This window comes from Aquisediminimonas profunda (assembly GCF_019443285.1).
GTDB classification, from domain to species: domain Bacteria; phylum Pseudomonadota; class Alphaproteobacteria; order Sphingomonadales; family Sphingomonadaceae; genus Aquisediminimonas; species Aquisediminimonas profunda.
In genome coordinates, this window is record NZ_CP080327.1 from 2,353,573 (window position 1) to 2,376,811 (window position 23,239).

A 23,239-nucleotide genomic window follows, 5' to 3' on the forward strand; every position below is an offset into this window, starting at 1 on the left:
GCACTTGGGAGACGACACGGCAGCCGGTGCGGTCCGGCGTTCGGGAGCTACCCTAGCCGTGTCGCCCGTTCACGCTCGCCGGAGCGAGTTGAACAACATTTGAATCAGGCTTCTCTATATTCACGATCCGGCGAATCTCAGCAGACCAAATCCTCATTGCATCACGCTTTTCGACTGCCCAATCATGGCGCTGATAAACCGCCGACACCTTTGAGCGCTGCATGATCATATGGTTCGTAAGCGCCTCGATAACCTCAAAGCGAATACCGAGCGCCTGCATAAAGGTCGCGCCGGTTCGGCGCAGATCATGAATGCGCCAAGGCTCGATAGGGTAGGGGTCGTCGCCTTCAGCCTCCTTGATCGTAAGCGCCAGCATTTCGTTGTCCAGCCGCCGCTTGCCCCTTGAAAAGCCGCTGATCGACGTCTTGCCGGTTGTGGAGAATACGTAGCCTCGCCGGGGCCATTTATCACCACCTGCAATTTCGTCGATTATCGCAATCGCCAAATCAGAAAGAGGGATGTTATTGGCGCGACCGTTCTTGGCACGCTCTTTTGGCAGGCGCCACAGTGATGCATCGCGATCAAGTTCCTTCCATGCGAGCCCGGCAACCTCTTCCCGCCGCTGCACCGTCACCAAGAGCAAGCGATAGAAACCGGCGAACGGATAACCAAGCTCGCCAGCGGCAGACCAGAAAACGCGGATTTCCTCTTCCTTCAACACGCGGTCACGGGCCACAGCTTCGCTCGGTGCCTCCATGCCGACCATCGGCGATTGCTTCAGATCATCGCGAGAAACTGCCCAGGTGAAGAGGCGACGCACCACTGCATAAATGTTGCGGCGGAGCGCAACCTTTTCAATCGGGATATTGTCCAGCAAATGGATCACGTCCGACTTTTTGATTGTTGGTAGCGGTTTGCGCTTCCAGACCGGCTTCACATGAAGCCGTAAGATGCCCTCCGCAAAGTCATAGGACTTCGGCCAGTCCTTCTTTACACATTGCTTCAGAAACTCGTCGGCGTAGCCTGAAAAGGCCAACTCGATTGCATCTTGCCGTGATTGCTTGCGCTCTTCCGCTGGGTTGAACCCTTCGGAAACCCGAGCCAGCAAGCGCTTCGCTTCCTTGCGGGCAGTTTCCGGAGTCCAAGGCGATCCATGAGCGCCAATTGTGTACCGGCGGGTAGTGGCAGAACGACCGCCACCAAACCGATATTGCAGCACGTAAACCTTGCGCCCTGCTGGTGTAATTTTGAGTCCAAATCCGCGCGGATCATCATCCCAAAGGAACGCATCCCGCGCCTGAGGCTTGAGCGCATCGATTGCGCGGATGGTGATTGCTGAACTTACCATCGAAACCACATAGCAATCACGGTAGCTGAAAATCCCTGCAACAGCAAGAAAGAACATGCAAAGAACAGTGGCTCAAATACTCTGCTTCATGCAATGTGCGCATATCTCTCTGATAGCCGGTGCAAGTCGGGCCTTAAAACTACGAATCTGAGGGTCGGACGTTCGAATCGTTCCGGGCGCGCCATTTCCCTTTTTAGACCAGAAAAATCGCCTAAAGCCTTGAAGGGCAAGGCGATTTCCGGCGTTCGAAAGCCTTCAATTCGCTGATATGAAAGATGGCCCGCAAATGCCAGTTTGAGCACTGCGCGCTTGTCCTCCAAACGCTCGGAAGCCCAGAGTTTCTGCGGATTTCCGAGGAATTCCATCGCCGTTCGAAAAGTTTCGTCATAGCCTCGCGCCGGTCGCCCGCAATTTGCGATTCTTTCGCTCAAAAGTGCCTTCCGACTCTCATATTCGCTGACACGCTTTTCGTAGGCTTTGATCACAGCGGAGCTGTCCGCATCCACAATCCGGTCGAGAAGCTGTTCGATCTTGCGATCAATCTGTGACAGCTCGGCAGCCATCGACTTCTTTTGCTCAGCAGCGGATGCAAGGCGCTGATCCCAGAGGTTGCGGAAAATTTTCGCGGCAATCGCGATCAGATCTTCCGACGGCGCGAGCCGCTTGAGCAGCTCTTCAAATTCGCCTTCGACCTTTGCACGAGCGATGGACTTCCCAGCGCTTGCACAGCCCTTCGTGCGGCACAGATAATAAGCGTAGTGACCGTGGCTCCCCTTTGACCAGTTGGCGGTCAGGGGATGCCCACAATCACCGCAGCACACGAAGCCGCGCAGCGGGAAGTCCGCGTTGATGTCCTTGCGGAAGGGCGCACGAGCTTTGCCGTGGATGCGTTCCTGAATGGTCAGGAAGGTTTCATAGCTGATGAGGCCTTCATGCTGTGCCTTGCGGAGATTTACGTCCCAGCGCGGCAGTTCGAGATATCCGGCGTAGAGCGGCTGCGTCAGAATGTCGGTGACGCGCTGATTTGCCACTTCCCCGTTCCCGCGAAACGGAAACTCAGGGTGCAGTTCGAGGAAGCGCTTAACCTCCGCCTGAGACGTGAACCGCTCGCTCGCATAGCCTTCGAGTGCTTCCTTGATGATCGAAGCGAGCGGCTCGACCTTGACGAGCATTTTTCCGCCGCCACTCACGCGCTCATAGCGATATCCGGTTGGAGCCTGGAAAACCCAAAACCCATTCATTGCGCGAGCGCGCATTCTGTTTTTGGTTTGCTCTCCGTTCTTTTGCCGACCGTGCTGCGAAACACTCGCAAGCAAATTCTCGATCAACTGACTATCTGAGTCTTCCCCGAAGGTCAGCGTCGGCGACTCCAAAGACGCGCCAGCGGCATTGATCGCGGCACGAAGCCGAAGGTGCGCATCAAGGCCGCGCGCAAGACGGCTGATATCGTCAATGATGACGACATAGGAATCTTTTTTCCGGCTTTTGAGAAAGCCCAGCATTTCCTTCATGGCAGGGCGCGTGACGAGGCTGCCCGATGCATCATCCTTGAACACGCGCACGACGTCATGCCCGCGATGGCGGGCATATTCGCGGCAGCGTGTTTCCTGTGAACCAAGGCCATCGCCACGCACAGTCTGCTTGGCGCTCGATACGCGGCAGTAAATCACTGCTTTTGTTTGTGTATCATATGCCATGGCGCTTCCCTCCGGAATCCTATCGCGGCCCGCCGGACAATCCGGCTGGTCTGACGCGTTTGGTTTTCGCTGATTTCAGAGGAAATTTAGCATGATTTGGTGCTGGAATTAAAGGATTTTCTTCAAAAATCCGTGCATTCTCGTGGCTTGGAAGCAGATGAAAAGCATCATCGGCGAAATGTGCAAGTAGACGAGTCAGGAGGCGTGTATATTCATCTTCCTCCGCACATGACGACCAGATAATCTCTGCTTTCTCCCGAAAGCGACCGTTCAATGGCAAGTCCATAAGCCAACTCTTCAAGCTGCGTTCCCGTTGGTTTTTAACCGAAAGCGCAAACCCCATCGGGGGGATCGCTGCGCAGCTTATGCTAGCGATCAGGCTTTCGGAGCTTGACCGGCGTCCTCGGTCATCGCGCAGCTTCGAGTAATAAAGTTACTATATACGCAGCCGTCTTATAATTTAATTATAGCAAATTCTACTCAATACGTCAAACAATTGGCGGCATTCCGCCATTCTTGGTGAGGTTTGTCTAGCGACCGCGATCCATATCCTTCGACTTGGCAAAACCGGTTCGCAGCCTCATGCGCGCATCGAGCAGGCGCTCGCGGATATTTGCGATCTGCCTTTCGTTCTCAGCCGCATAGGCCGATTTGACGACATTGCGGGAATGTCCCGCCGGTTCGAGCACACGTTCAATCTTTGGTGTCTGGCGCGCGTTGAGGCGAGCCATGAGTTCGGCCTTCGTGGCGGCGGGCTGCGCTTTTGGCGCAGCCCGCTCATTGAAGCCAAGTCCGCGCGGCGCTTTCACCGCTCGATTTCACCACGACCGCGAGGCGAAGGATTGTTCCGCTCTTCGCGCGCTTCAGCGATCCGTTCCTTGACCGTGCGGAGCGTAATTCGACCGTCCACGGGAACCGAATCTAGCCGCACGTTGTATCCCTGGCCATCCTTGTGCGCGAACGCAGAGCCGATCCGGTTGAAGTGCGAAGCACCTTCGGCACCGTCACGGACCTGATAGGCGATATGGCTTGGCCGGTTCGGTTTTTCAGTTTCAGACATCAGTGCATTTCCTTTTTGCGGGGATGTTTGTCGCGGACGCTGATCGAGCCGGTCAGCGGCACGCAATCGAGGAGGATTTGAATGCCGCTGCCATCAAAATGGGCATAGCCGACACCAATCTTGCGACGGCGATCAGAGCCGTCGCGGTTGGTTTCCTCGACATAAACGTCGTGGGTCGGCGAACGACCGCGCAAAGGCAGTTCGTCATCAAAATCTGAGATCATCATTGTTCAAGTTTCTCCCGAGCGAAGGGCGGTAGCCATCGACGTATGACCACGATCCGTTTCTGTACTGCGGGTAGTGAGCAAGTTCGGGGGGAACCGGTTCGGTAATCACGCACCGACGCTGCGGTCCTTGGTCTGTCTGCACGACAACGGAATCACATGGCGGGTGATATGGGTTGGGCAGGAATTTTCCTGCCATTTCAGGCCGGAGATAGTAGGGATACTTCTCCGCGAAGATTGGTCGTAAATTCAGACCAGAGATGAAGATAATCTGCTTTTGCTCTGCCATCACGAGAACCTCGTCAGGCGTCAGCAACTGCCGCGTCTGCTTCTCGCGATGCTCAATCTCCCATCTCAGGCGTTTATATTCCCGTGCGGATGCGAGAGGGTTGTTGCCTGTCAGAATCTCAAGCAGCGCCTGCATTTTTCCATGCTTTGCACGCTCACGCTGCAAAGGGTTCACATACTCCAACGTTTCAACGCCGAGCATTTTGGAAACAATCTCCGCCGTTTGAATGTCACGTATCCCAAAGAACTGCCTGAACTGAGCTGACCCCAGAAAACTCTGGAGCGCGGTCGTGCCGTAGTTTCGCTGAATCTGTGAAAGGTCCTGGAAAAATGCCCAGGTCCTAATCCCAGCGCCTCTCCCGAAGGTGTAAGCTTTTAGAAGCGCCGTGAAATTTCCTAACTGACCTGCCTCATCGATCAGCATCGTGATGCGAGGCGCTTCAGGTTTGCGGGATTTATACAACATAGCGCTGGTGAAAAAACAGCGAAGCAATGGCGACCAAACGCCGACATATTCGTGTGGCACATTTAGAAAAAATGTGGATGGCCGCGCTTCATCGCAAAGGGCAGCAAGCGAAAAATCGGCGTTATCCAAACTTGCTAGAAGAGCCGGATCATCAAGAAACGATAAGCAGCCGTATATCGTCCCCAGTATGCCACCAAATTCTTTAGGCGCTTCCTTTTGCTTTGCAATCATTTCGCCGACGGTTCGGCGAACGCTGGGAAATGGCGAGATCGACATGATTTCGGCCTCATCAAGCCAAGCGTCTGTGTTCCCTTCAACTGAATTGACGAGTACCGACAACATCGGAAAATCAACGAACCCATACCTATCGACCAGATAAACCAAAAAGGTATCAAGCCAGTCTCGCGCACGCTGTTCGAAATATCTCCCCGAACCGCCTTCCGTGAAGGGAATCAAACTCTCTGCGATCATTTTCGCGTCAGCATGAAGCCTGCCGCTGTCTCGACGCAGAACGTCCAGCGGATTGCATTTGTCATGTGGCAGCCCAGCCAATGAGCAAGGGTTCCAGAAGTGCGCGTTGATGCCTTTCGCTGCAAAATTGTGGATGGAGATCGCGCCAAGTTCGCCGCGTAGATCGAGCACGAAGAAGCGCTCGACATGAAGCTGACAGAGCAAGAATGAAAGCACCGATGTGCACTTTCCGGCTCCGGCACCGGCAACCGTAATCATTGGAGCATCAGAATCCAGATGCAACGGCAGCCCCTCGAAAAATCCAACCTGCGGGCCGCACCGGTTTAACATTCCAGCCTGAGCAATCTCATTCTTCGTTGCCCAGGCTGCTGAGCCGAAGCGAAACTCCTCTCTGAATCCAGGTTCGTAATCCAATGTCATTCTCCCAAACGAAAGCGGGAGGCCGAAGCCTCCCGATCAGGTTTAGGATTTGCTCGTTTGCCGAGCGGGGGGATTACGCGAGCAGAAGACGCATTGCGATCCCGAGACCACCAAACAGCAATGCCGTGCCAATCATCGCTTTGCTGAAGTGGTAGGAAACAACTGCAACCAAGCCAAACCAAATCAGCCCTGCTAGTCCTTCAATGCCATGACCATAATGGTGCGCCATGTAGCCTTGAACCCATCCCACGGTTAGATTGTGGAAGGGGGGAGTGAAGAGGAAGGCCACGATCAAGGCTATGGCTTTCGCCAGCCCTTCAAGCGACCGCATGAAGAAACTGACATTCTCTTGTTGGCGTTGGTCGATTCCGTTTTGATTCATGATGAGTTCTCCCATGGGTTTGCCGGACGCGGGCGCGTCCGGCATTTCGATCCATTATCGGCGCATCAGGCAGCGCACGGGGGGAAGGTTTGGGCGTCCCGGTCACGCTTGCCCCAAGTCGACGCAACGACGGGGAAGCGTGCCTTGAGGATTGTCGCCATCACCCGGAAGCGTTCCACCGCCATCGGATGAACATAGCCGTTCGGATTTGGCCGCGTGCACGCATTGTCCCGAAAGTAATATCGGATGCTTGGGGTATCGAACGATTCAAGATCGATCTCTACCGAGCGCCCCGCTTGATCTACAAAATGACCATCGAAATCTCTGAGCCATCCTGCAAGTCGATCAAGCCACGCATCGCGCGAAATGCCAAGTCGCCAGCAAAAATCACGCACATCATAGACGAATAAAGGATCAAGAACCTCGTCTATCGTTACAACGCGCGAAGTTATTCGAACGCAATATCCATTTTTTACACATTCTAGACACAGCATCATGGCCTCGCTCCGTTGTGCGTTGCTTTCATGGTGCCGCGATTGATCAATCACATTGGCAAGTCACAAATGGCTCGCCCGTTTAAGTGGCGCAAGCGTAGATCGCTTCCTAGGTATGTTTGGAAGCAATAAGCAGGATTGGGACTGTCATGAAGCCTAGATACGACCATTTGATAGCCCCATCAGGAGTGAGTGCTGCGCTTTCAACGAAGCACAAGGTGTCAGCCGAGCAGCTTTGGGCGTTGATTGGATTCTTTTTCAAATCGCCTCTTGTGGAGGCTGCGGCTACGCACACAGGCCTGTCCCACAAGACCGTGCGCCGCTACTTTTCCGTGTTTCGCCGCCGCCTATTGCGCCCCGTTTTCTGGCCTTGGAATCCATTTCATCAGGCGATGGAAGCGTCTCTCGGTGACGAGCGGTGGAGGATCAAGTTCAAAGAATTTGAAACCGCAATGTGCACCGATCTGGCGGGGTGCTACTTCAACAGAAAATGCCAATCGAACTTCGCATCAGGCTACCGATCCAAGCGAGTTTGTCGAACCTGTCCGTTGTTTGATCGAGCGCGTCGCAAAATGAATGGACCAGACCCCAATCAAGAGGTGGCACAACTCGACGCCTTACGAGAAGCATTTAAGAGCTATGATTGGAGGGACGATCACGAGCGCGACAAGGCTGAGCTGCTTCGCGAGATCATCGTTCACTACAGCGTGATGCAAACTGCGCTTTCGGTCACATACAATGTCCCCAATCCATTTCTGCAAGAACAGATGCCACAGGACGCGCCGTTTCTTACCCATGCAAACCTAGTCGTCGCCTTCTGCAACGACCTCATCCGACACCCTCTTACTAAAGCCGAGTTCGACCTTGGCTCGGTCACTTGGTAGTTGCTCTTCTATCTCCTCAAGACCGCACGGGATTTTAGCGGCTCCAAAATGGGGGTGCGTGAAACAGGCACGCAGGCCGTTCAACGCAGCTCGCTTCCGCGCCCGTTGGGCTTGTGCAGCTCCGCTCCATGTGGCGCGCGCCAAGCCGCGCGGCGTGTGACCGGCCAGCTCGATAGCCCGTTTTAATCCTCTCCCCATCGCGCCGCAGAATGGTCTGCGGTTCAGCACAAGGAGAAAGATCATGAACGAGCAAACTTCCAGCGCAGGCCGCAAGCCGACACATCGCCTCTATCGCGTGATCGGCGAGGGCGAGAAAACCGTCTGGACGCCCATCGGTTCAGCCTGGGCAAACAAGGACGGCAAGGGCTTCAACATCTCGTGCGAAGCAATTCCGCTCCAAGGCCGGATCGTCATGCGCGCGATCAAGCCGCAGGATGCAAACAGTCCTTCGATGCTTTGAACCAATGCATCACCGTCCGCAGCAAGGCGACGCTGGAAACGGCGTCGCTTCCGCTGTATTCATCGTTAAGGCGATGCCGCCACGACGACCAAAGACCAACAAAAACAAACAACGCGGAAGCCTTGGCTTCCTCCATTCTCTCCTGCAAACCTTGTCCCTTGGTTCGACCCGCCCCGAAAAGCGCAGCTGCGAACGAAGGCCCAGCAAGCCCAAGTGAGCAGCAAGCAGGGGCAGGAAGAAAGACGGGATAAGGATCACCGCAAGATGTGTGTTGTAATACAACACCATCTTGGCAAGGGGCGCTGCGCCCCCGTTGCATCCCCAGCCGCTGGCACTTCCCGAGACCCGTTCCCAAGTGGTCAGGGTCGGTCAGTGCCAGTGCACCGTTTGGCCGTTGCATCACCAGATCAGGGGAGCCTTCAAGCTCCCCCGACACCCCCATGACCAAGGGGCATTCGCGCCCCTTTGGATGCCCTCGACCAACCGTCCGCCGATTGGATGCCGTCAGAGCTTTCGCGCCCTGAACCACGACAAGGGTGAGCCTTCGTGCTCCCCTTGACCCCATGAGCAGGGGCGTGCCTGCCCCTTGCAACCCAGACTCGCAATTGGCTTTGCGAGATATCTCGCAGGCAGCCAATTTGCCCATGGAGTTGTGTGTATCCATTGGCTACACTCCCCTTCATGTCAGGGAAGGATTCCGGCTTTCGAATCCGCGTTGAGCGTGAACTTCGCGAGAAGTTCCTCGCTGCTTGTCGAAGCCAGGATCGACCCGCCGCGCAGGTGCTCCGTGAATTCATGCGGGCGTTCGTCGCGGACACCGATCAACCAAAATGAGGGCGGAAGGGGGCCGTCGCGCAAAATGAACGCCGTTGAGATCGAAGAGGCAGTAACGGAATTAGCCGAGCGTCCGTTCGACCGAGCGGAGTTCCCGTTTCAATTCCTAGAGGCGTTCGGCAATAAACCGGCGACGATCAAACGTCTGCGCGACGGCCACAGCAACAGCTCCGACCTTGGCGGCGTCCTTCAACGCAGCAACATCCACATCGCGGTTGCCGAGAAGGGCAATGTGACCGCGACGCTTGCCGCGCTCAAAGCCAGCCCCGCGACCGCCAAGGCGAAAGCGCAATTCGTGCTCGCAACCGACGGCGATATGTTCGAAGCCGAGGACATCGAGTCCGGCGAAACGGTGGCCTGCACCTTCGCCGAGTTCCCCGAGCATTTCGGCTTCTTTCTCCCGTTGGCGGGCATTAGCACTGTCAAACAGGTGCGCGACAGCGCGTTCGACATTAGAGCCACGAGCCGCCTCAATCGCCTCTATGTCGAGTTGCTGAAAGACAATCCCGAGTGGAGCAAGGCCGACCGTCGCCCAGACATGAACCACTTCATGGCGCGGCTGATCTTTTGCTTCTTCGCGGAAGACACAGACATCTTCAACGGCACCGGCCTGTTCACCGCGACGGTCGATCAGATGAGCGAGAAGGACGCGTCTAACACCCATGAGGTGATCGCAGAAATCTTCCGCGCGATGAACACGCCTATAAAGGACCGGCAGGCATCAGGCATCCGCACCTGGGCGAACGTGTTTCCCTATGTGAACGGTGGACTGTTCTCGGGAAGCCTTGAGGTTCCACGTTTCAGCCGCATCGCCCGGTCATATCTCCTTCACATCGGCAGCCTGAAATGGACGCAGATCAATCCCGACATTTTTGGGTCGATGATTCAAGCCGTAGCCGACGATGAGGAACGCGGCGCCCTAGGGATGCATTATACTAGTCGCCCAAACATCCTGAAGGTTCTCGACCCGCTCTTTCTCAACAGCCTGCGTGAGCAATTGGAAGAGGCTGGCGACAATAGCCGTAAGCTCCTCAATCTCCGCAATCGCATGGCGCGCATCCGTGTGTTCGATCCTGCCTGCGGCAGCGGAAACTTCCTTGTCATAGCCTACAAAGAAATGCGGGAAATCGAGGCGGAGATCAACCGACGACGCGGTGAGGAGGGTCGTGCTTCCGATATCCCTCTCACGAATTTTCGCGGGATCGAGCTGCGCGATTTTCCGGCTGAGGTGGCTCGACTCGCACTCATCATTGCCGAGTTTCAATGCGACACGCTCTATCGCGGGCAAAAACTCGCTCTCGCAGAGTTCTTGCCACTCAATGCTGAAAACTGGATCACCTGTGGTAATGCACTACGCCTCGATTGGTTGAGCATCTGCCCACCGACTGGAACGGGCGTGAAGCTCGTTGGTGATGACCTGTTTGAGACGCCGCTCGATCAAGCGCAGATAGATTTCGAGAATGAAGGTGGCGAGACGTATATTTGCGGCAATCCCCCATATGTTGGCGACAAGAAGCAGAGTCCTGCGCAAAAGGAGGATTTGCGGCTCCTGCTAGAGAGTCGTTGTAGCCAATGGAAGTCGCTCGATTACGTTTCTGGTTGGTTCATAAAGTCGTGTGACTTCGCTAAATCAACTGAGACTGAATGCGCCTTTGTTACGACCAACAGTATTTGCCAGGGTCAGCAAGTTTCTATATTTTGGCCTCTAGTTTTTAGTAGCGGTATGATAATAAAATTTGCTTACCCTAGTTTCAAATGGTCTAATTTGGCTAGTAACAATGCTGGGGTTACGGTTTCTGTTGTTGGACTTTCCTCAAGTTCTGCAGGACAAAGAAAAATCTACATGGAAAGAGAGGATGGTGGATTTTCAGTAATAGAATGCGATAACATCAATGCATACCTTATTCCAGGTAAGAATATTGAGATTTCAAAGCTTGCAAAGCCTTTTTCAGATCTTTCTCCAATGACCTTAGGCAATGTGCCGTACGACGGCGGGAACCTTCTATTGTCACCTGCTGATCTCGAAAGCCTTGGATTAAGCGCTTCTCAGAAGAAACGGTTTATTAGACGATTTTATGGTTCGGCTGAATTCATCCGAGGCATAGAGCGATACTGTCTGTGGATCACGGATTCTGGTTTGCAAGAAGCCCTGAGAATACCCTCGATTGTATCTCGTATCGAGGGGGTCAGAAAAATGCGTTTGGCTTCTTCCGACGCGGGGACAGTGGCTATGGCTTCCCGTTCACATCAAATGAGGGAGATGAACGCGCCAAAATCAATGGCTATCGTAATTCCGCGTGTTAGCTCTGAAGCTCGCCAATATCTCCCCGTCGGACTTGCTGGAGATGACGCCATAATTGGCGATAAGAACTATGCAATTTACGATGGACCTCTGTGGAATTTGTCCATACTTGCTTCTAGGTTGCATAGGACATGGATTAGTGCAGTGTGCGTAAGGCTGCGGACTGATTTTTCCTATGGTAGCACGATGGGATGGAACCCGTTTCCGATCCCGCCATTGACCGAAAAAAATAAGAATGACCTAACCCGTGCCGCCGAAGATATTCTCTTGGCACGAGAGGCACATTTCCCAGCGACCATCGCCGATCTGTATGATCCTGAAAACATGCCTGACGACCTTCGCGAAGCGCATGGCCGCAATGATGAGATTCTGGAACGTATTTACATCGGTCGCCGGTTCAGGAACGACACTGAAAGGCTTGAAAAGCTCTTCGAACTGTACACCAAGATGACGGCAAAGAGGGCGCGCTGATATGTTCGCCCGTGTCCCATACGTCACCCTGAACTCGCGCCAGAAGGAAAACTACAATTTCCAGAAGGTCGCCGCGCGGCTTGCTGACTACGGGTTCAACAGCATTCGGTTGACCGACGACTGGCAGGGCGCTGATTTCATCGCGGTCCACATCGACGGCGAAACCTTTCTCAAGGTGCAGCTCAAGGGCCGATTGGTCATTGACCGGAAATATGTGGGCAAAGGCATTCACATCGCATTTTTGTATGGCGATGAACTCTATCTCTATGATCATGATAAGTTTGTTCAATACCTAGAAGGAAACGGCTTGATTGGCGCTGACAGTGTTACATGGCACGAAAAGGGATTTCGAAGTTGGCCACTCCCTCCCGCTTGGGCGATCAACTATCTAGCCGATTATAGGATTTCCCAATGACCAAGTCCGTTCCGTCAGTTTCAGTCACATACGCCCGCAACGGCGGCTCGACTAAGGCCAATGCGCTTGGAATGCGCGCGATGCAGGAGCGGGCATTCGAGAAGCGTGGCGAACCATACCTCCTCATTAAGTCGCCGCCGGCATCGGGAAAAAGCCGCGCGCTCATGTTCATCGCGCTCGACAAGCTCGCCAATCAGGGATTGAAGCAGGCGGTCATCGTCGTTCCAGAAAAATCCATTGGCTCCAGCTTCGCTGATGAACCGCTGAGCAAATACGGATTCTGGGCGGACTGGACCGTGACGCCCAAGTGGAATCTCTGCAACGCTCCCGGTGAGGACGGCGGCAAGGTCAACAGCGTCGGCAGTTTTCTCGGCAGTGACGATCAGGTGCTCGTCTGCACACACGCGACGTTTCGTTTCGCGGTGGAGCGCTTTGGCATCGAGGCGTTCGATGGCCGCTTGATCGCGGTGGACGAATTCCACCATGTCTCCGCCAACCCTGACAACGTGCTCGGCAAGCACCTGGGCGACTTCATTGCGCGCGATAAGGTGCACATTGTCGCGATGACGGGCAGTTATTTCCGTGGCGATGCTGAAGCCGTGCTCTCACCGACCGACGAGGCAAAATTCGATACCGTCACCTACACCTACTACGAGCAGCTCAACGGCTACGAGTATCTCAAGCAGCTCTACATCGGCTATTTCTTCTATTCCGGCTCCTACACAGACGACATTCTCGAAGTTTTGAACCCGTCCGAGAAAACCATCATCCACATTCCGAATGTCAATTCGCGCGAGAGCACGAAGGACAAGATCAAAGAGGTCGAGCACATCCTCTCGGAGCTGGGCGAGTGGGAAGGTGCCGATCCCGTCACCGGCTTCCAGATCGTCAAGATGGCCGACGGTAAAAAGCTCCGCATCGCTGACCTTGTTGACGACGATCCTTCAAAGCGCGACCGCGTGTCCGCTGCCCTGAAAGACCCAGCCCAAAAGAATAATCGCGAACACGTGGACATCATCATCGCGCTGGGCATGGCGAAGGAGGGCTTTGATTGGATTTGGTGCGAGCACGCACTGACCGTCGGCTACCGTGCCAGCCTGACCGAGATCGTGCAGATCATTGGCCGCGCCACACGTGACGCGCCGGGCAAGACTCGCGCGCGGTTCACCAACTTGATTGCTGAGCCAGATGCGGCGGAGTCCCTTGTTACCGAGGCGGTGAACGACACGTTGAAGGCAATCGCAGCGAGCCTGCTGATGGAGCAGGTGCTCGCACCGCGCTTCAATTTCACCCCGAAGAATCCGCAGAGCGGCCCGCAACCTGGCTTCGACTACGGCGATGAAGGTTATCAGCCGGACAAGTGCAACGTTGGCTTCAACGAGCAAACCGGACAGTTCCAGATCGAGATCAAGGGTCTGACCGAGCCAAAGAGCAAGGAAGCCGTCCGCATCTGCAAAGAGGATTTGAACGAGGTGATCGCAACCTTCGTTCAGGACAAGCCGTCCATCGAACGCGGACTCTTCGACGAGGAGATGGTGCCAGAAGAGCTGACACAGCTTCGGCTCGGTAAGATCATCAAGGACAAGTATCCCGAATTGGACGAAGAGGATCAGGAGGCAGTGCGTCAGCACGCCATCGCAGCCCTCAATCTCACACAGCAGGCGGCGCGCATTGCGCTGGGCAGCGACCAGAAAGATGACGAGCCGAGCGCCAACACCGCGCTGATCGATGGCGTCCGCAAATTCGCGATGGACGTTCGCGAACTTGACATCGACCTGATTGACCGCATCAATCCGTTTCAGGAAGCCTATGCCATTCTCGCCAAGACCATGAGCGAGGAGAGCTTGAAGCAGGTTGCGGCTGCCATCGCCAACAAGCGCACCAGCTTGTCGCCCGATGAAGCGAAGGAACTTGCCGTGCGCGCCGCGCGCTTCATCAAAGAGCGTGAACGTCCGCCATCGATCACATCATCCGACGCTTGGGAACGGCGACTCGCTGAGGGCGCCGCCGCCTTCATGCGTTTCAAGAAGGAGGGCCGCTATGACGGCTGACCTTGATCTTGATGCCCTTGCCGAACAGCTTGCGGATTTCGCGCCACCTGACAAGAAGACCGGGCGTGGGCCGCGCGAGGAGCGCGTCATCGCTGGATTTGAGGAGATCCAGCGATTTGTCGAGAAGCACGGCCACGCCCCGCGCCATGGTGAGAGCCGCGACATCTTCGAGCGCATATATGCCACGCGCCTGGACAGGTTGCGCGCACTGGACGATTGCCGCGCATTGCTCGAACCGTTGGACCATCAAGGATTGCTGGCAGTTGGAGGCCAAACGGCAACCGCTCCCGAAGACGACTTGGACACCGACGCGCTTCTTGCAGAGCTTGAAGGCGCGATAGGCACATCGGAAATCACCGATCTTCGCCACGTTCGCACGGCTGAGGAAAAGCGCGCGGCCGAGGAGATCGCGAACCGCGAAAAGTGCGAAGACTTTGAAAGATTTAAACCGCTCTTCGAGCAGCTTCAGGCCGACCTTAAATCCGGCGTTCGGGTCACACGTCCAATCGTGAAGGATGCTGGGTTCCTAAAAGCCGACATCACCCTCGGTCAGTTCTTCATTCTTGGGGGGCAAGTCGCTTATGTCGCGGAGGTTGGCGAAACATTCGCCGCTCCGAACGGAGAATATGATGCTCGTTTGCGTGTCGTGTATTCCAACGGCACCGAGAGCAACCTGCTTCGGCGGTCGCTCCAACGCGCCTTGTATAAGGATGAAGCTGGACGGCGGATTACCGAGCCGGAGGCTGGCCCGCTATTCGTGCGAGAGGAAGCAGCACCATTTAGCAGTGAGATAGCCGAAGACGACTCTGCTAGCGGCACGATCTATGTGTTGAGAAGCAAATCCGACCATCCGCTTGTCGCTGCCAACCGCGACGTGCTTCATAAAATTGGCGTGACTGGCGGCGATGTGCAGCGCCGGATAGCAAATGCAAAAATCGACGCAACGTTCCTGCTGGCAGATGTCGAGATCGTTGCGACCTACACACTCTACAATATCAACCGGACGAAACTCGAAAACCTGATTCACCGCATATTCGATCCCGCACGGCTTGACATCGAAATCAAGGATCGTTTTGGGAACCCAGTCGCTCCGCGCGAGTGGTTTCTCGTTCCCCGCTTTGTGATCGATGACGTTGTAGAACATATCAAAGAAGGAACCATCACCGACTTAATCTACGATCCAAAGTTGGCACGACTGGTGCGGGCGAAATGATCAGGATCGGCAGTTAAATATCATGCTCGATCAGATGTTCACATCCGATAACTTCCGCAGAATTTACGACATGGAGAATCGTAAAGGGCTCGATTTGGCGGGCCGTTACTTCCCATCTCTAGAACCACATACTCTCGCGGTTCGCGATAAGGTGAAAGACATCCGTGAGCACCGCGCGAATGCGGCTACTATGGCGTCCGATGAATTCGAGACGAAGCTGTTGGAACTAAAGACTGAACTCGCTGCGTTGAAGTCTGCCAAGTCCGCTGCTGTCGATGAGATCATGGACGATATCAGCGAGAAAGTTCTAAAGCCGAGCTTCAAGATCAACCTTTCGCAGAAGAACGGGCCGAAAGGGAAACCTGTTTTTTGTATCGATGCGGAACCAGAGACGTTTTTCGTCATAAAGCAGCTCCAAAGAAACATTCATCGCATTTATGGCGTCAAACAGGCGAATCGACACGACTTGGTGTGTCAGCTTCGGGATATGCTCGGCAGCAGCTTTCCTTTCGAGTTGGTTCGCACTGACATTTCGTCGTTCTATGAGAGCATCGACCGCAAGCTGCTGTTAGAGAAATTGGACAAGGACCAGCTCCTAAGCCCCGCGTCGAAAAAATATATCAAGCAAGTGCTGGATTCTTACGGCACGATCTCCGGCACCGTAACCGGCATCCCCCGTGGAGTAGGTATCAGCGCCTATTTGGCCGAGCTTTATCTGCGACCCGTCGATGTCGCGATAAGGGCAATTCCCGGCCTCGTCCTCTATTGCCGATTTGTCGATGACATCGTGGCCGTGTTCGCACGACCGCCCGCAGGCAAGAACCTTGGTTCATACAAAGATGCTATCATCGCTATTTTCGTCGATAATGCGCTGACTCACAACGCCGCAAAGACCTCCGAGTTCAAGCTCCCGGACACAGCTTCCCAACAGTTCGAGTATTTAGGTTACCGCTTTACCTGCACAAACGATAAGTTCGAGGTTTCTCCGAGCGCTGCAAAGGTTGAAAAATATCGCGCGCGAATGAATGCCTCGTTTGAGGATTACTGGCGCGAGCGCCCGGTGAACCCAAAGAGGGCCTTTCGCAAACTGGTCGGGCGGATCAAATTTTTGACCGGCAACACCCGGCTTGCCAATAGTAAGTCGCGTGCGGTTACGGGCATCTACTACAACAACTCTCTCGCTACCGATCTGTCGGATTTCAAAATGCTCGACAAGGAGCTGGAAGTCCTCATCAAATCGACGAAGCGGACGACCCTGCAAAAGCAGTTGAAGAAGCTCAAATTCTCTACTGGCTTCGTGCAACGCCGGTATCACAATTTCAGCACGAGAGAGTTGCAGACGATCGTGAGGGCATGGAAGCATGGCTAAGCGCCGCGTCTCGCTCACCCACCGCAAACAGCGGTCCGTTTTAACGGATATGTTGCCATTCGAGGTGCCACCGACGTTCTCAAATCGCGGCTTTTACAGATTTTTGCGGGACAATAGCGTTGAGATCGAAAGAGGGCAGCTGCGATGGATATGCGAAACTGACACCCTTGATTGCACAATGCGCCTGCTATTCGGGATCGATCCCTCGGTTGTTATCTCGACCGAAGCAGTAAAAGAATGGGGAAAGGAGAAGACGCGCAGGTCGGTTCCCTTCAATAAATGCGAGATGGCGACCATCCCGTTCAATTTCCGGGTGGCGCACAATCTCGATGGCCGCACATTGAGCGTTGTGCATCCGCGCAATCAGGTTGCGGTCGCGAGCTTTTATGCCGCCCACAGCGCACTCATCATTTATCACACGTCGGTCAGCGAGTTTTCGATACGCCGCCCAGTTTCGGTGTCTCGTTATGCATATTTCAAGGACAAGCTCCACGAAGAGCGACAGGATTCCGTGGCGGGTGTGGAGGAGGAAGACCGGGAGTACGAGCAGCTCGGCTCATATTTCGTGTACCGGAAATACCGAAACATTCATCGCTTCTTTGAGTCGTACAAGTACCACCGCAGCGAGAAAAAATACGACGCAATGGTGCAGATCGATGTGAGCAAGTGCTTCGACAGCATCTACACTCACTCGCTCCCCTGGGCGGTGCTGGGCAAGGAGCAGACGAAGTTCAGCCTCAAAGAATCGCTGGCGACTTTCGGCGGTCGCTTCGACGCCCTCATGCAAGGCCTGAATCAGAAAGAGACCAATGGCATCGTAATCGGTCCCGAGTTTTCAAGGATTTTTGCCGAGATTATTTTGCAATCGGTCGATGTCGAGCTGCTCAATCAGTTGGCCGATGTGGCCAGCCTAAAACACAAGGTCGATTACGAGATTTTCCGGTACGTTGACGACTTCTTCGTCTTCTACAACGATGAATCGACCCAGAAAAAGATTTTTGAGACGCTCCAGGAAATCCTCAAGGACAAGAAGCTCAGCATCAACACGGCGAAAATCAAGCACTACCAAAAGCCGATCATCACCGAGATTACGGTCGCCAAAGAGCGTATCTCGATGCTGCTGAACGACGAGATCAATCCGGTTTGTGAGGAAGAGCCGCCGGTCGATCCGGCCAAGCCGCCTAAAATAAAGCTCGCGTGCGGTATCAACGCGAACCGCCTGATCGTTCGGTACAAAGCCGCCATCAAGGAGACAGGCGTCACCTATGGCGACCTGCTAAATTACACATTCGCGATAATCGAAAACAGGGTCGAAAAGCTGTTCAAAGCCTATGTTGCGAGCGACAAGTCAGACCGCGACCGTAAGCGTCTCTCCAATGCTCTGCTTGCGATTATGGAGTTTGCCTTCTTCGCCTATTCGGCGAGCCCGAAGGTAAATCACACGATCCGTATCTGCCGGATGATCGCTACCTCCGTGGACTTCCTCCACGCTCAGGGCTTACCCTATGAACAGAAGCACCTGCTGTTTAAGTACGTCCATGACAACGTGATGCAACAGCTCGAGAAGAACACGATGACTGCCCATCGTGAGGTTGAAAGCCTCTATCTGCTGATCTCACTATCGCAGATCGGCCGCGAATATTGGATGCCAGTCTCTGTTCTGCTCCGGCACTTTCTGATCGAGGAGAATGGGACAGGGGACTACATACGCCCTACCGGCTTCATGAACCATTTTTCGATCACAATCCTGCTGTCCTACATTAAGGACAAGGTCAGGTATGCGAAGCTCAAAGCTTTTATCGAGGCGCAAATCATCGCCAAACTGGAACACATGAAAGCCCATTGCCCGAACGACGCTGAGACGCTGATCATGCTGCTCGATCTCGTGGTCTGTCCTTACATCAGTACCGCCACAAAGGATGCCATCGGCCAGATTTTCGGACTGGACGCGGCGGGGCTAGCCTCGGTCCAATCGGCCAACGACCACTGGTTTACCGCGTGGGGCGATAAGTTCGATCTAGGAAAGGAACTAGACGCGAAGCGCAGTCGTGAGGTATATTGATTTTGGCGCTCCGCTTTACCCTAATGGCTGTTGGCAGCCTACACACAAGCGCCCTCTCTTCCCCTATATCAATTGGGGGCTGGGTAATCGGACGGTAGGAGCGGGCCGTCCCACCCATCCAGCATAGTCGCAAGTGAATGCGCTCAAGCATTTTCGTCATGCACCATGTAGGTAATGTCAGCCCTATTCCTTCCGCAATTCCTGAGATGATCCCGCGAATGTGGCTGTGGTCGTCGTCCCGTCAACGGGCGGCCCGATCCATTCGCTACGCTCCCGTGTTGCCCGTTTCGCCTAACGGCTGACAGTCCGACTTTCCCCCAGCCTCTCTCCTTCGCGTCCTCAGGATACAGCGAAAGGAGATCAGGACATGACCAATTCATCACACGAACGCTTCAACGTTTACGGAGCCATCACCGATCAGATCATTGCCGCAATCGAAGCCGGAGCCGAGCATCCGCAAATGCCCTGGCATCGCGCTGGCGGATCAATCCAACGTCCGACCAACATCGAGAGTCGCAAAGCCTATCAGGGCGTCAACACCGTCGCACTTTGGGCCGCAGCCGATGCACGCGGTTTCGCGCATGGCCTGTGGGGCACATATCGCCAGTGGCAGGAGAAGGGCGCGCAAGTCCGCAAGGGCGAGAAATCTTCCGTCATCATCTTCTACCGTGACCTTGAGTCGAACGACCGTGACGCTCAATCATCCGGCGATGATGATCGCAACAACCGCTTCTTCGTGGCCCGTGCATCGCGCGTGTTCAACGTCGCGCAGGTCGATGGCTTTGAACTTCCCGCAATCGAACCTGCCATTGATCGCATCGATCCTTGCGTGACCGCAGAGGCATTCGTTGCAGCGACGAATGCGAAGATCACCGTTGCCGGTGATCGGGCATTCTACAATCGCGCAACCGACAGTATCACGATGCCGGATCGTCATCGCTTCGTTGGCACGAAGACGAGCACCGTGACCGAGAGCTGGTATTCCACCTTGCTGCATGAGCTGACCCATTGGTCAGGCGCAGAGAGCCGATGCGCACGCACCTTCGGTGAACGCTTCGGCGATGATGCCTACGCGATGGAAGAGATGGTTGCCGAGCTTGGTGCTGCATTTCTGTGTGGCGATCTTGGCATCACGGCAGAACCACGTGTCGATCATGCCGACTATATCGGCCATTGGCTGCGCATCCTGAAAGGCGACCGCAAGGCGATCTTCACTGCGGCGAGTGCTGCGAACAAGGCGTCCGAATATCTCAAGAGCCTCGCTGGAGCCGAGCATCGAGAGGCGGCTTAGACCGTCTCTCACTTTCAATACCGTTCAAACGAGGGGCCGCTTGTCGGCCCCTTTTCATTTCCTGCCTCGCGTTTGGGATCATCCAATGATGATGACGGGAATGTTGGCAGGGTAAGGGTATCGTCAACGGCTTGCCCGATCCATTCCCTATCGCTCCCGTGTTGGCCGTTTCCCCCATCGTGCCTTGGGGTGACGCTACCCTTTTGCACCCTGCCGATTGCCTCCCCGTCCACCGGACGAACCCAAACGCCAGAGGAGGCAGACATGGACAGCAGCGACTACACAATCACGCACAAGAGCTGGAACGGCATCGAAATCGAGATCAGGTGGAACCCAGACCATCTGGCATTCGACGACGGAACCGAGATGGCCCATCTTGAAATCGAAAGCATCAAGCCCGCCCGCGCGCCGCTGCCAATCACCGAAACCGGATACCGCTCGCACTTCACGCTGGCGCATCACGTGAACCGCTATGGCAGCGCTGAGGCTTTCGTTGAAGCGTGGCTGCAAGATGCAGCGAACTCGCCCGCATGGCGTCGCACCAATCAGATTTCACAACAGCTTGCGCTCTTTTGAGCGCAAGCCTTTGCGATTGGTGCGACGGCTACGGGCCGTGCAGCCCGCGCGAGAAGCGACAAGCCATTTCGGCTTCGACGTTTTCAAGCGATGCCAGCGCATTCCGGCGTTCGGCGCTTTCGGGCGCGCTTTTTGCCAGTTCGTTGAACAGAATGCGGATGAGAACATGCAGTTCGCGGGTTGTGCGCGCTGCCAATTCGAAGCGAGTGTAGAGTTTCATATTGACCTCCAAATGTTTTGAAGGCCCCGACCACCGGAGCCTTTCCGGCTCCGGCAGCACAATCATCAAGGGAAGCGTCCGGTGGTTGGCGGATGGAAAAGCAGGCCGGAGGTCAGGAGGAAATGAGACGCGCGCGTCGCTGGCAGGGCGTCACCCGCGCTGTCGTGAAAATCCGTATTCAGTGAAACTGGCTAGCGCTCGAAATCCCGTGAACGATCTTTCGGTTTGCGCTCTCGCATCGCCTTGATGCGTTCCTGTGTCGATTGCGGACGTGGATGCGCGGTTTTGCCGAAGGCACCAGATAGCCCCGCGCGATCCTTGATCCGTCGCAGTTCACCATAGCGGTGCAGATCACGGTGTAGGTCTCGCAGCCGTTGCGCTTGCTCCTGCCGCAGTTTGATTATCTTTTGTTGGAGGGCTTGGCGTTCGCGCATCTGGGCGCTCACCAACGCGTTGCGCTGCTCTCGGTCGCGTTGCAGCGACCAGTAGGCTTCCAGTTCGTTCTGGGCTTTGACCTTGGCATGTTCACCGGTCAGCCTGTCCCATAATCCGCCGAGGCCTTTGCGCAGACGTTCGGCACGTGCTTGAGTTTCAGCTCTGAGGCGCTCAGCTTGCCCCTGATCGAGCTTGGCGCGTTCCGCATCATGCAGTGCCTTGAGGCGCAGCCGCTCATGTTCGACCGGCTTCATGCGCTCAGCAAATTCTTGTTTGGCTTCCGTGATGAAGGTTTTGATCTTGGGCTCGATGTCCTGCGCGATCTGCGCGCGCATCTCTTCGACCGATGGCAGCGAAGCCGGATCGCCGAGGCGACCGTCGATGTCTTTTGCAGGCTTGCCGATCATGCGAGCGATGGAATGCACTTCGCCGTCATAGGTGACGGCGACATGGCCGCGCCGATCACCGCGCGCGAGATAGAGGCCGCGTTCCTGCAATGCGCTTGCGAATGCCCGGCGTGAGTCCGACGCGGCCCAGCATTCCTGCACCAGCGCCTTCATGTCTTTTGCATTGTGGCCGTTGCGCTTGGCTTGCTGCCATTCATCGAGCGTGAAGTTGCGCGGATCACGCTGCTTCTGGTCGATGAACCCGCGCGGCATCTTCCAGCCGTTCTCGATATAAAGTTCCTTCGACACATCGCGCAGCTTGAGCTTGAAATGCGGCAGCGGCTTCGCTGTCATGCTTTCCGCATCGATCCGGCTCCACACCGCGTGGCAGTGGCGACGACCTTCCTTTTCATGGAATACGATAATGCGCGGTTGGTCCGTCAGTCCGTTGCGCTCTTCGATCTTTGCCAGCGCTTGCTCAAACACTTCTATGCGGACATTTTCGGTTTCAGGTGGATTGAGCGAGACGGAGAAGAGGAACTGCTTGCACTTCGTGCCACGGCTGACCGCATAGGCTTCGTGCATCGCATCCATCAAATCATCGGAGATGAATCCACGCACCTCGTGAATCTCGACACGCTCATTCTCCGTCATCTTGAGCAGATGCAGCCCAAGCTGTTTTGCACCGCCGCGCTGTGACGCTTTCAGTATCATAGCGAGGGCGGTATGGGTTTGTTACGCGGCGCGCTGTAGCGGCCATAGAGCGGAAGCGTCGGCTTCTCGCTTCCGCCCTTTGATCCAGACGATGATGATCGAAACTGCCCATGCAGCGTTCCGGCGTCCGACGCATCGGACGTGGTTTCGATCAGGCCAAGTGCGACCATCAGCATATGGCGGATGGATGCGATGTCGCGGCAGGCACTCTTGAGTGCCGCTTCCGTGTCAGGCGACACTTCCAAGGTGCCAAGATTGGCAGCGCGGGCAAGCTGGTTGAGATTATTCCCGAGTCGCGATTGACCGAGCATGGCGAGCACACTCGCCAGCGCCTTTTGATCCTTCACCGGAAACTTGCCGCGATGACGCGGCGCTGGATTGCGGGAATCGAAAATGCGGGAGCGGACATACGCTCCCAGCGATAGACCCGCCGCATCACGTTCAAGCTGCGCCCGTTCCTCAAACGAGAGGCGGAGCGAGAAGGGCGAAGGTGTTTGGTCGTTCGGCTCCATAGCCTTTCCACAAAGCAAAAAGCCCACCCCGCCAGCGCGGGATGGGCCTTGGTTATCCTTTTTGTCCCGCCTTCCGCTTGGGAGCGGCAGGTGCATCTTCGTTCAGGCTCGTGGAGCGAAGGATATCGTTCCAGTTGCTCAGAATCTGGAACAGCGCGTTCGAACTTTCTAAGTCAGAGCGCGCCATTTTCTCC

General features: G+C 55.3%; 23 protein-coding genes. 10 read left to right on the forward strand and 13 right to left on the reverse strand.

The features are described from left to right. Positions 1-52: 52 nt before the first annotated feature. The 9 genes from K0O24_RS11720 to K0O24_RS11760 form a co-directional block, all read right to left on the reverse strand. Positions 53-1,405, reverse strand: a complete 1,353-nt coding sequence (locus K0O24_RS11720) for a tyrosine-type recombinase/integrase (protein WP_246610975.1) — start codon at positions 1,403-1,405, stop codon at positions 53-55. 29 nt (positions 1,406-1,434) lie between these two features. Further along, positions 1,435-3,045 (reverse strand): recombinase family protein, encoded by a 1,611-nt coding sequence (locus K0O24_RS11725; RefSeq protein ID WP_219892923.1) that lies wholly within the window; start codon positions 3,043-3,045, stop codon positions 1,435-1,437. Positions 3,046-3,064: 19 nt separating this feature from the next. Further along, positions 3,065-3,346 carry a hypothetical protein gene (locus K0O24_RS11730; RefSeq protein WP_219892924.1) on the reverse strand — a complete coding sequence of 94 codons (282 nt, stop codon included), beginning with the start codon at positions 3,344-3,346 and terminating at the stop codon, positions 3,065-3,067. A gap of 229 nt (positions 3,347-3,575) precedes the next feature. Further along, on the reverse strand, positions 3,576-3,854 hold the full coding sequence (locus K0O24_RS11735) for a hypothetical protein (protein ID WP_219892925.1): 279 nt from the start codon (positions 3,852-3,854) through the stop codon (positions 3,576-3,578). Then, positions 3,851-4,105 (reverse strand): hypothetical protein, encoded by a 255-nt coding sequence (locus K0O24_RS11740; protein WP_219892926.1) that lies wholly within the window; start codon positions 4,103-4,105, stop codon positions 3,851-3,853. The genes K0O24_RS11735 and K0O24_RS11740 overlap by 4 nt, the downstream gene beginning before the upstream one ends. Then, a complete protein-coding gene (locus tag K0O24_RS11745; protein ID WP_219892927.1) occupies positions 4,105-4,332 on the reverse strand; it encodes a hypothetical protein in 228 nt (75 codons plus the stop codon). Before K0O24_RS11745 ends, K0O24_RS11740 begins: the two co-directional genes overlap by 1 nt. Further along, positions 4,313-5,968, reverse strand: a complete 1,656-nt coding sequence (locus tag K0O24_RS11750) for a type IV secretory system conjugative DNA transfer family protein (protein WP_219892928.1) — start codon at positions 5,966-5,968, stop codon at positions 4,313-4,315. Before K0O24_RS11750 ends, K0O24_RS11745 begins: the two co-directional genes overlap by 20 nt. 79 nt (positions 5,969-6,047) lie before the next feature. After that, positions 6,048-6,371 (reverse strand): hypothetical protein, encoded by a 324-nt coding sequence (locus K0O24_RS11755; RefSeq protein WP_219892929.1) that lies wholly within the window; start codon positions 6,369-6,371, stop codon positions 6,048-6,050. A 50-nt stretch (positions 6,372-6,421) separates the two neighbouring features. Further along, complete coding sequence (locus K0O24_RS11760; RefSeq protein WP_219892930.1) at positions 6,422-6,751, reverse strand: hypothetical protein; 330 nt, start codon at positions 6,749-6,751, stop codon at positions 6,422-6,424. A 287-nt stretch (positions 6,752-7,038) separates the two neighbouring features. On the opposite strand from K0O24_RS11760, the gene K0O24_RS11765 reads away from it, so the two are divergent. Next, positions 7,039-7,734, forward strand: a complete 696-nt coding sequence (locus K0O24_RS11765) for a hypothetical protein (RefSeq protein ID WP_219892931.1) — start codon at positions 7,039-7,041, stop codon at positions 7,732-7,734. Between the two features lie 241 nt (positions 7,735-7,975). Next, complete coding sequence (locus K0O24_RS11770; protein ID WP_219892932.1) at positions 7,976-8,194, forward strand: hypothetical protein; 219 nt, start codon at positions 7,976-7,978, stop codon at positions 8,192-8,194. A gap of 684 nt (positions 8,195-8,878) precedes the next feature. On the opposite strand, the gene K0O24_RS11775 is transcribed toward K0O24_RS11770, so the two are convergent. Next, complete coding sequence (locus K0O24_RS11775; protein WP_219892933.1) at positions 8,879-9,019, reverse strand: hypothetical protein; 141 nt, start codon at positions 9,017-9,019, stop codon at positions 8,879-8,881. Positions 9,020-9,053: 34 nt separating this feature from the next. Between K0O24_RS11775 and K0O24_RS11780 the strand changes: the two genes are divergently transcribed. The 8 genes from K0O24_RS11780 to K0O24_RS11815 all read left to right on the forward strand — a co-directional run bounded on the left by K0O24_RS11780 (position 9,054) and on the right by K0O24_RS11815 (position 20,778). Continuing rightward, positions 9,054-11,801: a class I SAM-dependent DNA methyltransferase gene (locus K0O24_RS11780; RefSeq protein ID WP_219892934.1), complete on the forward strand. Its 2,748-nt coding sequence runs from the start codon at positions 9,054-9,056 to the stop codon at positions 11,799-11,801. Between the two features lies 1 nt (position 11,802). Beyond that, positions 11,803-12,216 carry a hypothetical protein gene (locus K0O24_RS11785; RefSeq protein ID WP_219892935.1) on the forward strand — a complete coding sequence of 138 codons (414 nt, stop codon included), beginning with the start codon at positions 11,803-11,805 and terminating at the stop codon, positions 12,214-12,216. Next, positions 12,213-14,267, forward strand: a complete 2,055-nt coding sequence (locus K0O24_RS11790; RefSeq protein ID WP_219892936.1) for a DEAD/DEAH box helicase — start codon at positions 12,213-12,215, stop codon at positions 14,265-14,267. Before K0O24_RS11785 ends, K0O24_RS11790 begins: the two co-directional genes overlap by 4 nt. Next, positions 14,257-15,480 carry a GIY-YIG nuclease family protein gene (locus tag K0O24_RS11795; RefSeq protein ID WP_219892937.1) on the forward strand — a complete coding sequence of 408 codons (1,224 nt, stop codon included), beginning with the start codon at positions 14,257-14,259 and terminating at the stop codon, positions 15,478-15,480. The genes K0O24_RS11790 and K0O24_RS11795 overlap by 11 nt, the downstream gene beginning before the upstream one ends. 22 nt (positions 15,481-15,502) lie before the next feature. Then, positions 15,503-16,849: an antiviral reverse transcriptase Drt3a gene (gene drt3a / locus K0O24_RS11800; RefSeq protein WP_219892938.1), complete on the forward strand. Its 1,347-nt coding sequence runs from the start codon at positions 15,503-15,505 to the stop codon at positions 16,847-16,849. Further along, positions 16,842-18,911, forward strand: a complete 2,070-nt coding sequence (drt3b, locus tag K0O24_RS11805) for an antiviral reverse transcriptase Drt3b (protein ID WP_246610976.1) — start codon at positions 16,842-16,844, stop codon at positions 18,909-18,911. The genes drt3a and drt3b overlap by 8 nt, the downstream gene beginning before the upstream one ends. A gap of 367 nt (positions 18,912-19,278) precedes the next feature. After that, positions 19,279-20,202 (forward strand): ArdC family protein, encoded by a 924-nt coding sequence (locus K0O24_RS11810; protein ID WP_219892939.1) that lies wholly within the window; start codon positions 19,279-19,281, stop codon positions 20,200-20,202. A 264-nt stretch (positions 20,203-20,466) separates the two neighbouring features. Continuing rightward, entirely contained in the window at positions 20,467-20,778 is a 312-nt protein-coding gene (locus K0O24_RS11815; RefSeq protein ID WP_219892940.1) for a hypothetical protein, read from the forward strand. Positions 20,779-20,806: 28 nt separating this feature from the next. On the opposite strand, the gene K0O24_RS11820 is transcribed toward K0O24_RS11815, so the two are convergent. The 3 genes from K0O24_RS11820 to K0O24_RS11830 all read right to left on the reverse strand — a co-directional run bounded on the left by K0O24_RS11820 (position 20,807) and on the right by K0O24_RS11830 (position 23,045). Continuing rightward, on the reverse strand, positions 20,807-20,998 hold the full coding sequence (locus K0O24_RS11820) for a hypothetical protein (protein ID WP_219892941.1): 192 nt from the start codon (positions 20,996-20,998) through the stop codon (positions 20,807-20,809). 191 nt (positions 20,999-21,189) lie between these two features. Beyond that, a complete protein-coding gene (locus K0O24_RS11825) occupies positions 21,190-22,533 on the reverse strand; it encodes a relaxase/mobilization nuclease domain-containing protein (RefSeq protein WP_219892942.1) in 1,344 nt (447 codons plus the stop codon). After that, positions 22,530-23,045 (reverse strand): plasmid mobilization protein, encoded by a 516-nt coding sequence (locus K0O24_RS11830; RefSeq protein WP_219892943.1) that lies wholly within the window; start codon positions 23,043-23,045, stop codon positions 22,530-22,532. Before K0O24_RS11830 ends, K0O24_RS11825 begins: the two co-directional genes overlap by 4 nt. Between the last annotated feature and the right edge of the window lie 194 nt (positions 23,046-23,239).

What these genes read in the sequence shown, in the direction of transcription:
- K0O24_RS11720 (WP_246610975.1), bottom strand. Translation starts at nt 1,405, where the DNA reads ATGTTCTTTCTTGCTGTTGCAGGGATTTTCAGCTACCGTGATTGCTAT.
- K0O24_RS11725 (WP_219892923.1), bottom strand. Translation starts at nt 3,045, where the DNA reads ATGGCATATGATACACAAACAAAAGCAGTGATTTACTGCCGCGTATCG.
- K0O24_RS11740 (WP_219892926.1), bottom strand. Translation starts at nt 4,105, where the DNA reads ATGTCTGAAACTGAAAAACCGAACCGGCCAAGCCATATCGCCTATCAG.
- K0O24_RS11745 (WP_219892927.1), bottom strand. Translation starts at nt 4,332, where the DNA reads ATGATGATCTCAGATTTTGATGACGAACTGCCTTTGCGCGGTCGTTCG.
- K0O24_RS11755 (WP_219892929.1), bottom strand. Translation starts at nt 6,371, where the DNA reads ATGGGAGAACTCATCATGAATCAAAACGGAATCGACCAACGCCAACAA.
- K0O24_RS11770 (WP_219892932.1), top strand. Translation starts at nt 7,976, where the DNA reads ATGAACGAGCAAACTTCCAGCGCAGGCCGCAAGCCGACACATCGCCTC.
- K0O24_RS11780 (WP_219892934.1), top strand. Translation starts at nt 9,054, where the DNA reads ATGAACGCCGTTGAGATCGAAGAGGCAGTAACGGAATTAGCCGAGCGT.
- K0O24_RS11785 (WP_219892935.1), top strand. Translation starts at nt 11,803, where the DNA reads ATGTTCGCCCGTGTCCCATACGTCACCCTGAACTCGCGCCAGAAGGAA.
- K0O24_RS11790 (WP_219892936.1), top strand. Translation starts at nt 12,213, where the DNA reads ATGACCAAGTCCGTTCCGTCAGTTTCAGTCACATACGCCCGCAACGGC.
- K0O24_RS11795 (WP_219892937.1), top strand. Translation starts at nt 14,257, where the DNA reads ATGACGGCTGACCTTGATCTTGATGCCCTTGCCGAACAGCTTGCGGAT.
- drt3a (WP_219892938.1), top strand. Translation starts at nt 15,503, where the DNA reads ATGCTCGATCAGATGTTCACATCCGATAACTTCCGCAGAATTTACGAC.
- drt3b (WP_246610976.1), top strand. Translation starts at nt 16,842, where the DNA reads ATGGCTAAGCGCCGCGTCTCGCTCACCCACCGCAAACAGCGGTCCGTT.
- K0O24_RS11810 (WP_219892939.1), top strand. Translation starts at nt 19,279, where the DNA reads ATGACCAATTCATCACACGAACGCTTCAACGTTTACGGAGCCATCACC.
- K0O24_RS11815 (WP_219892940.1), top strand. Translation starts at nt 20,467, where the DNA reads ATGGACAGCAGCGACTACACAATCACGCACAAGAGCTGGAACGGCATC.
- K0O24_RS11820 (WP_219892941.1), bottom strand. Translation starts at nt 20,998, where the DNA reads ATGAAACTCTACACTCGCTTCGAATTGGCAGCGCGCACAACCCGCGAA.
- K0O24_RS11825 (WP_219892942.1), bottom strand. Translation starts at nt 22,533, where the DNA reads ATGATACTGAAAGCGTCACAGCGCGGCGGTGCAAAACAGCTTGGGCTG.
- K0O24_RS11830 (WP_219892943.1), bottom strand. Translation starts at nt 23,045, where the DNA reads ATGGAGCCGAACGACCAAACACCTTCGCCCTTCTCGCTCCGCCTCTCG.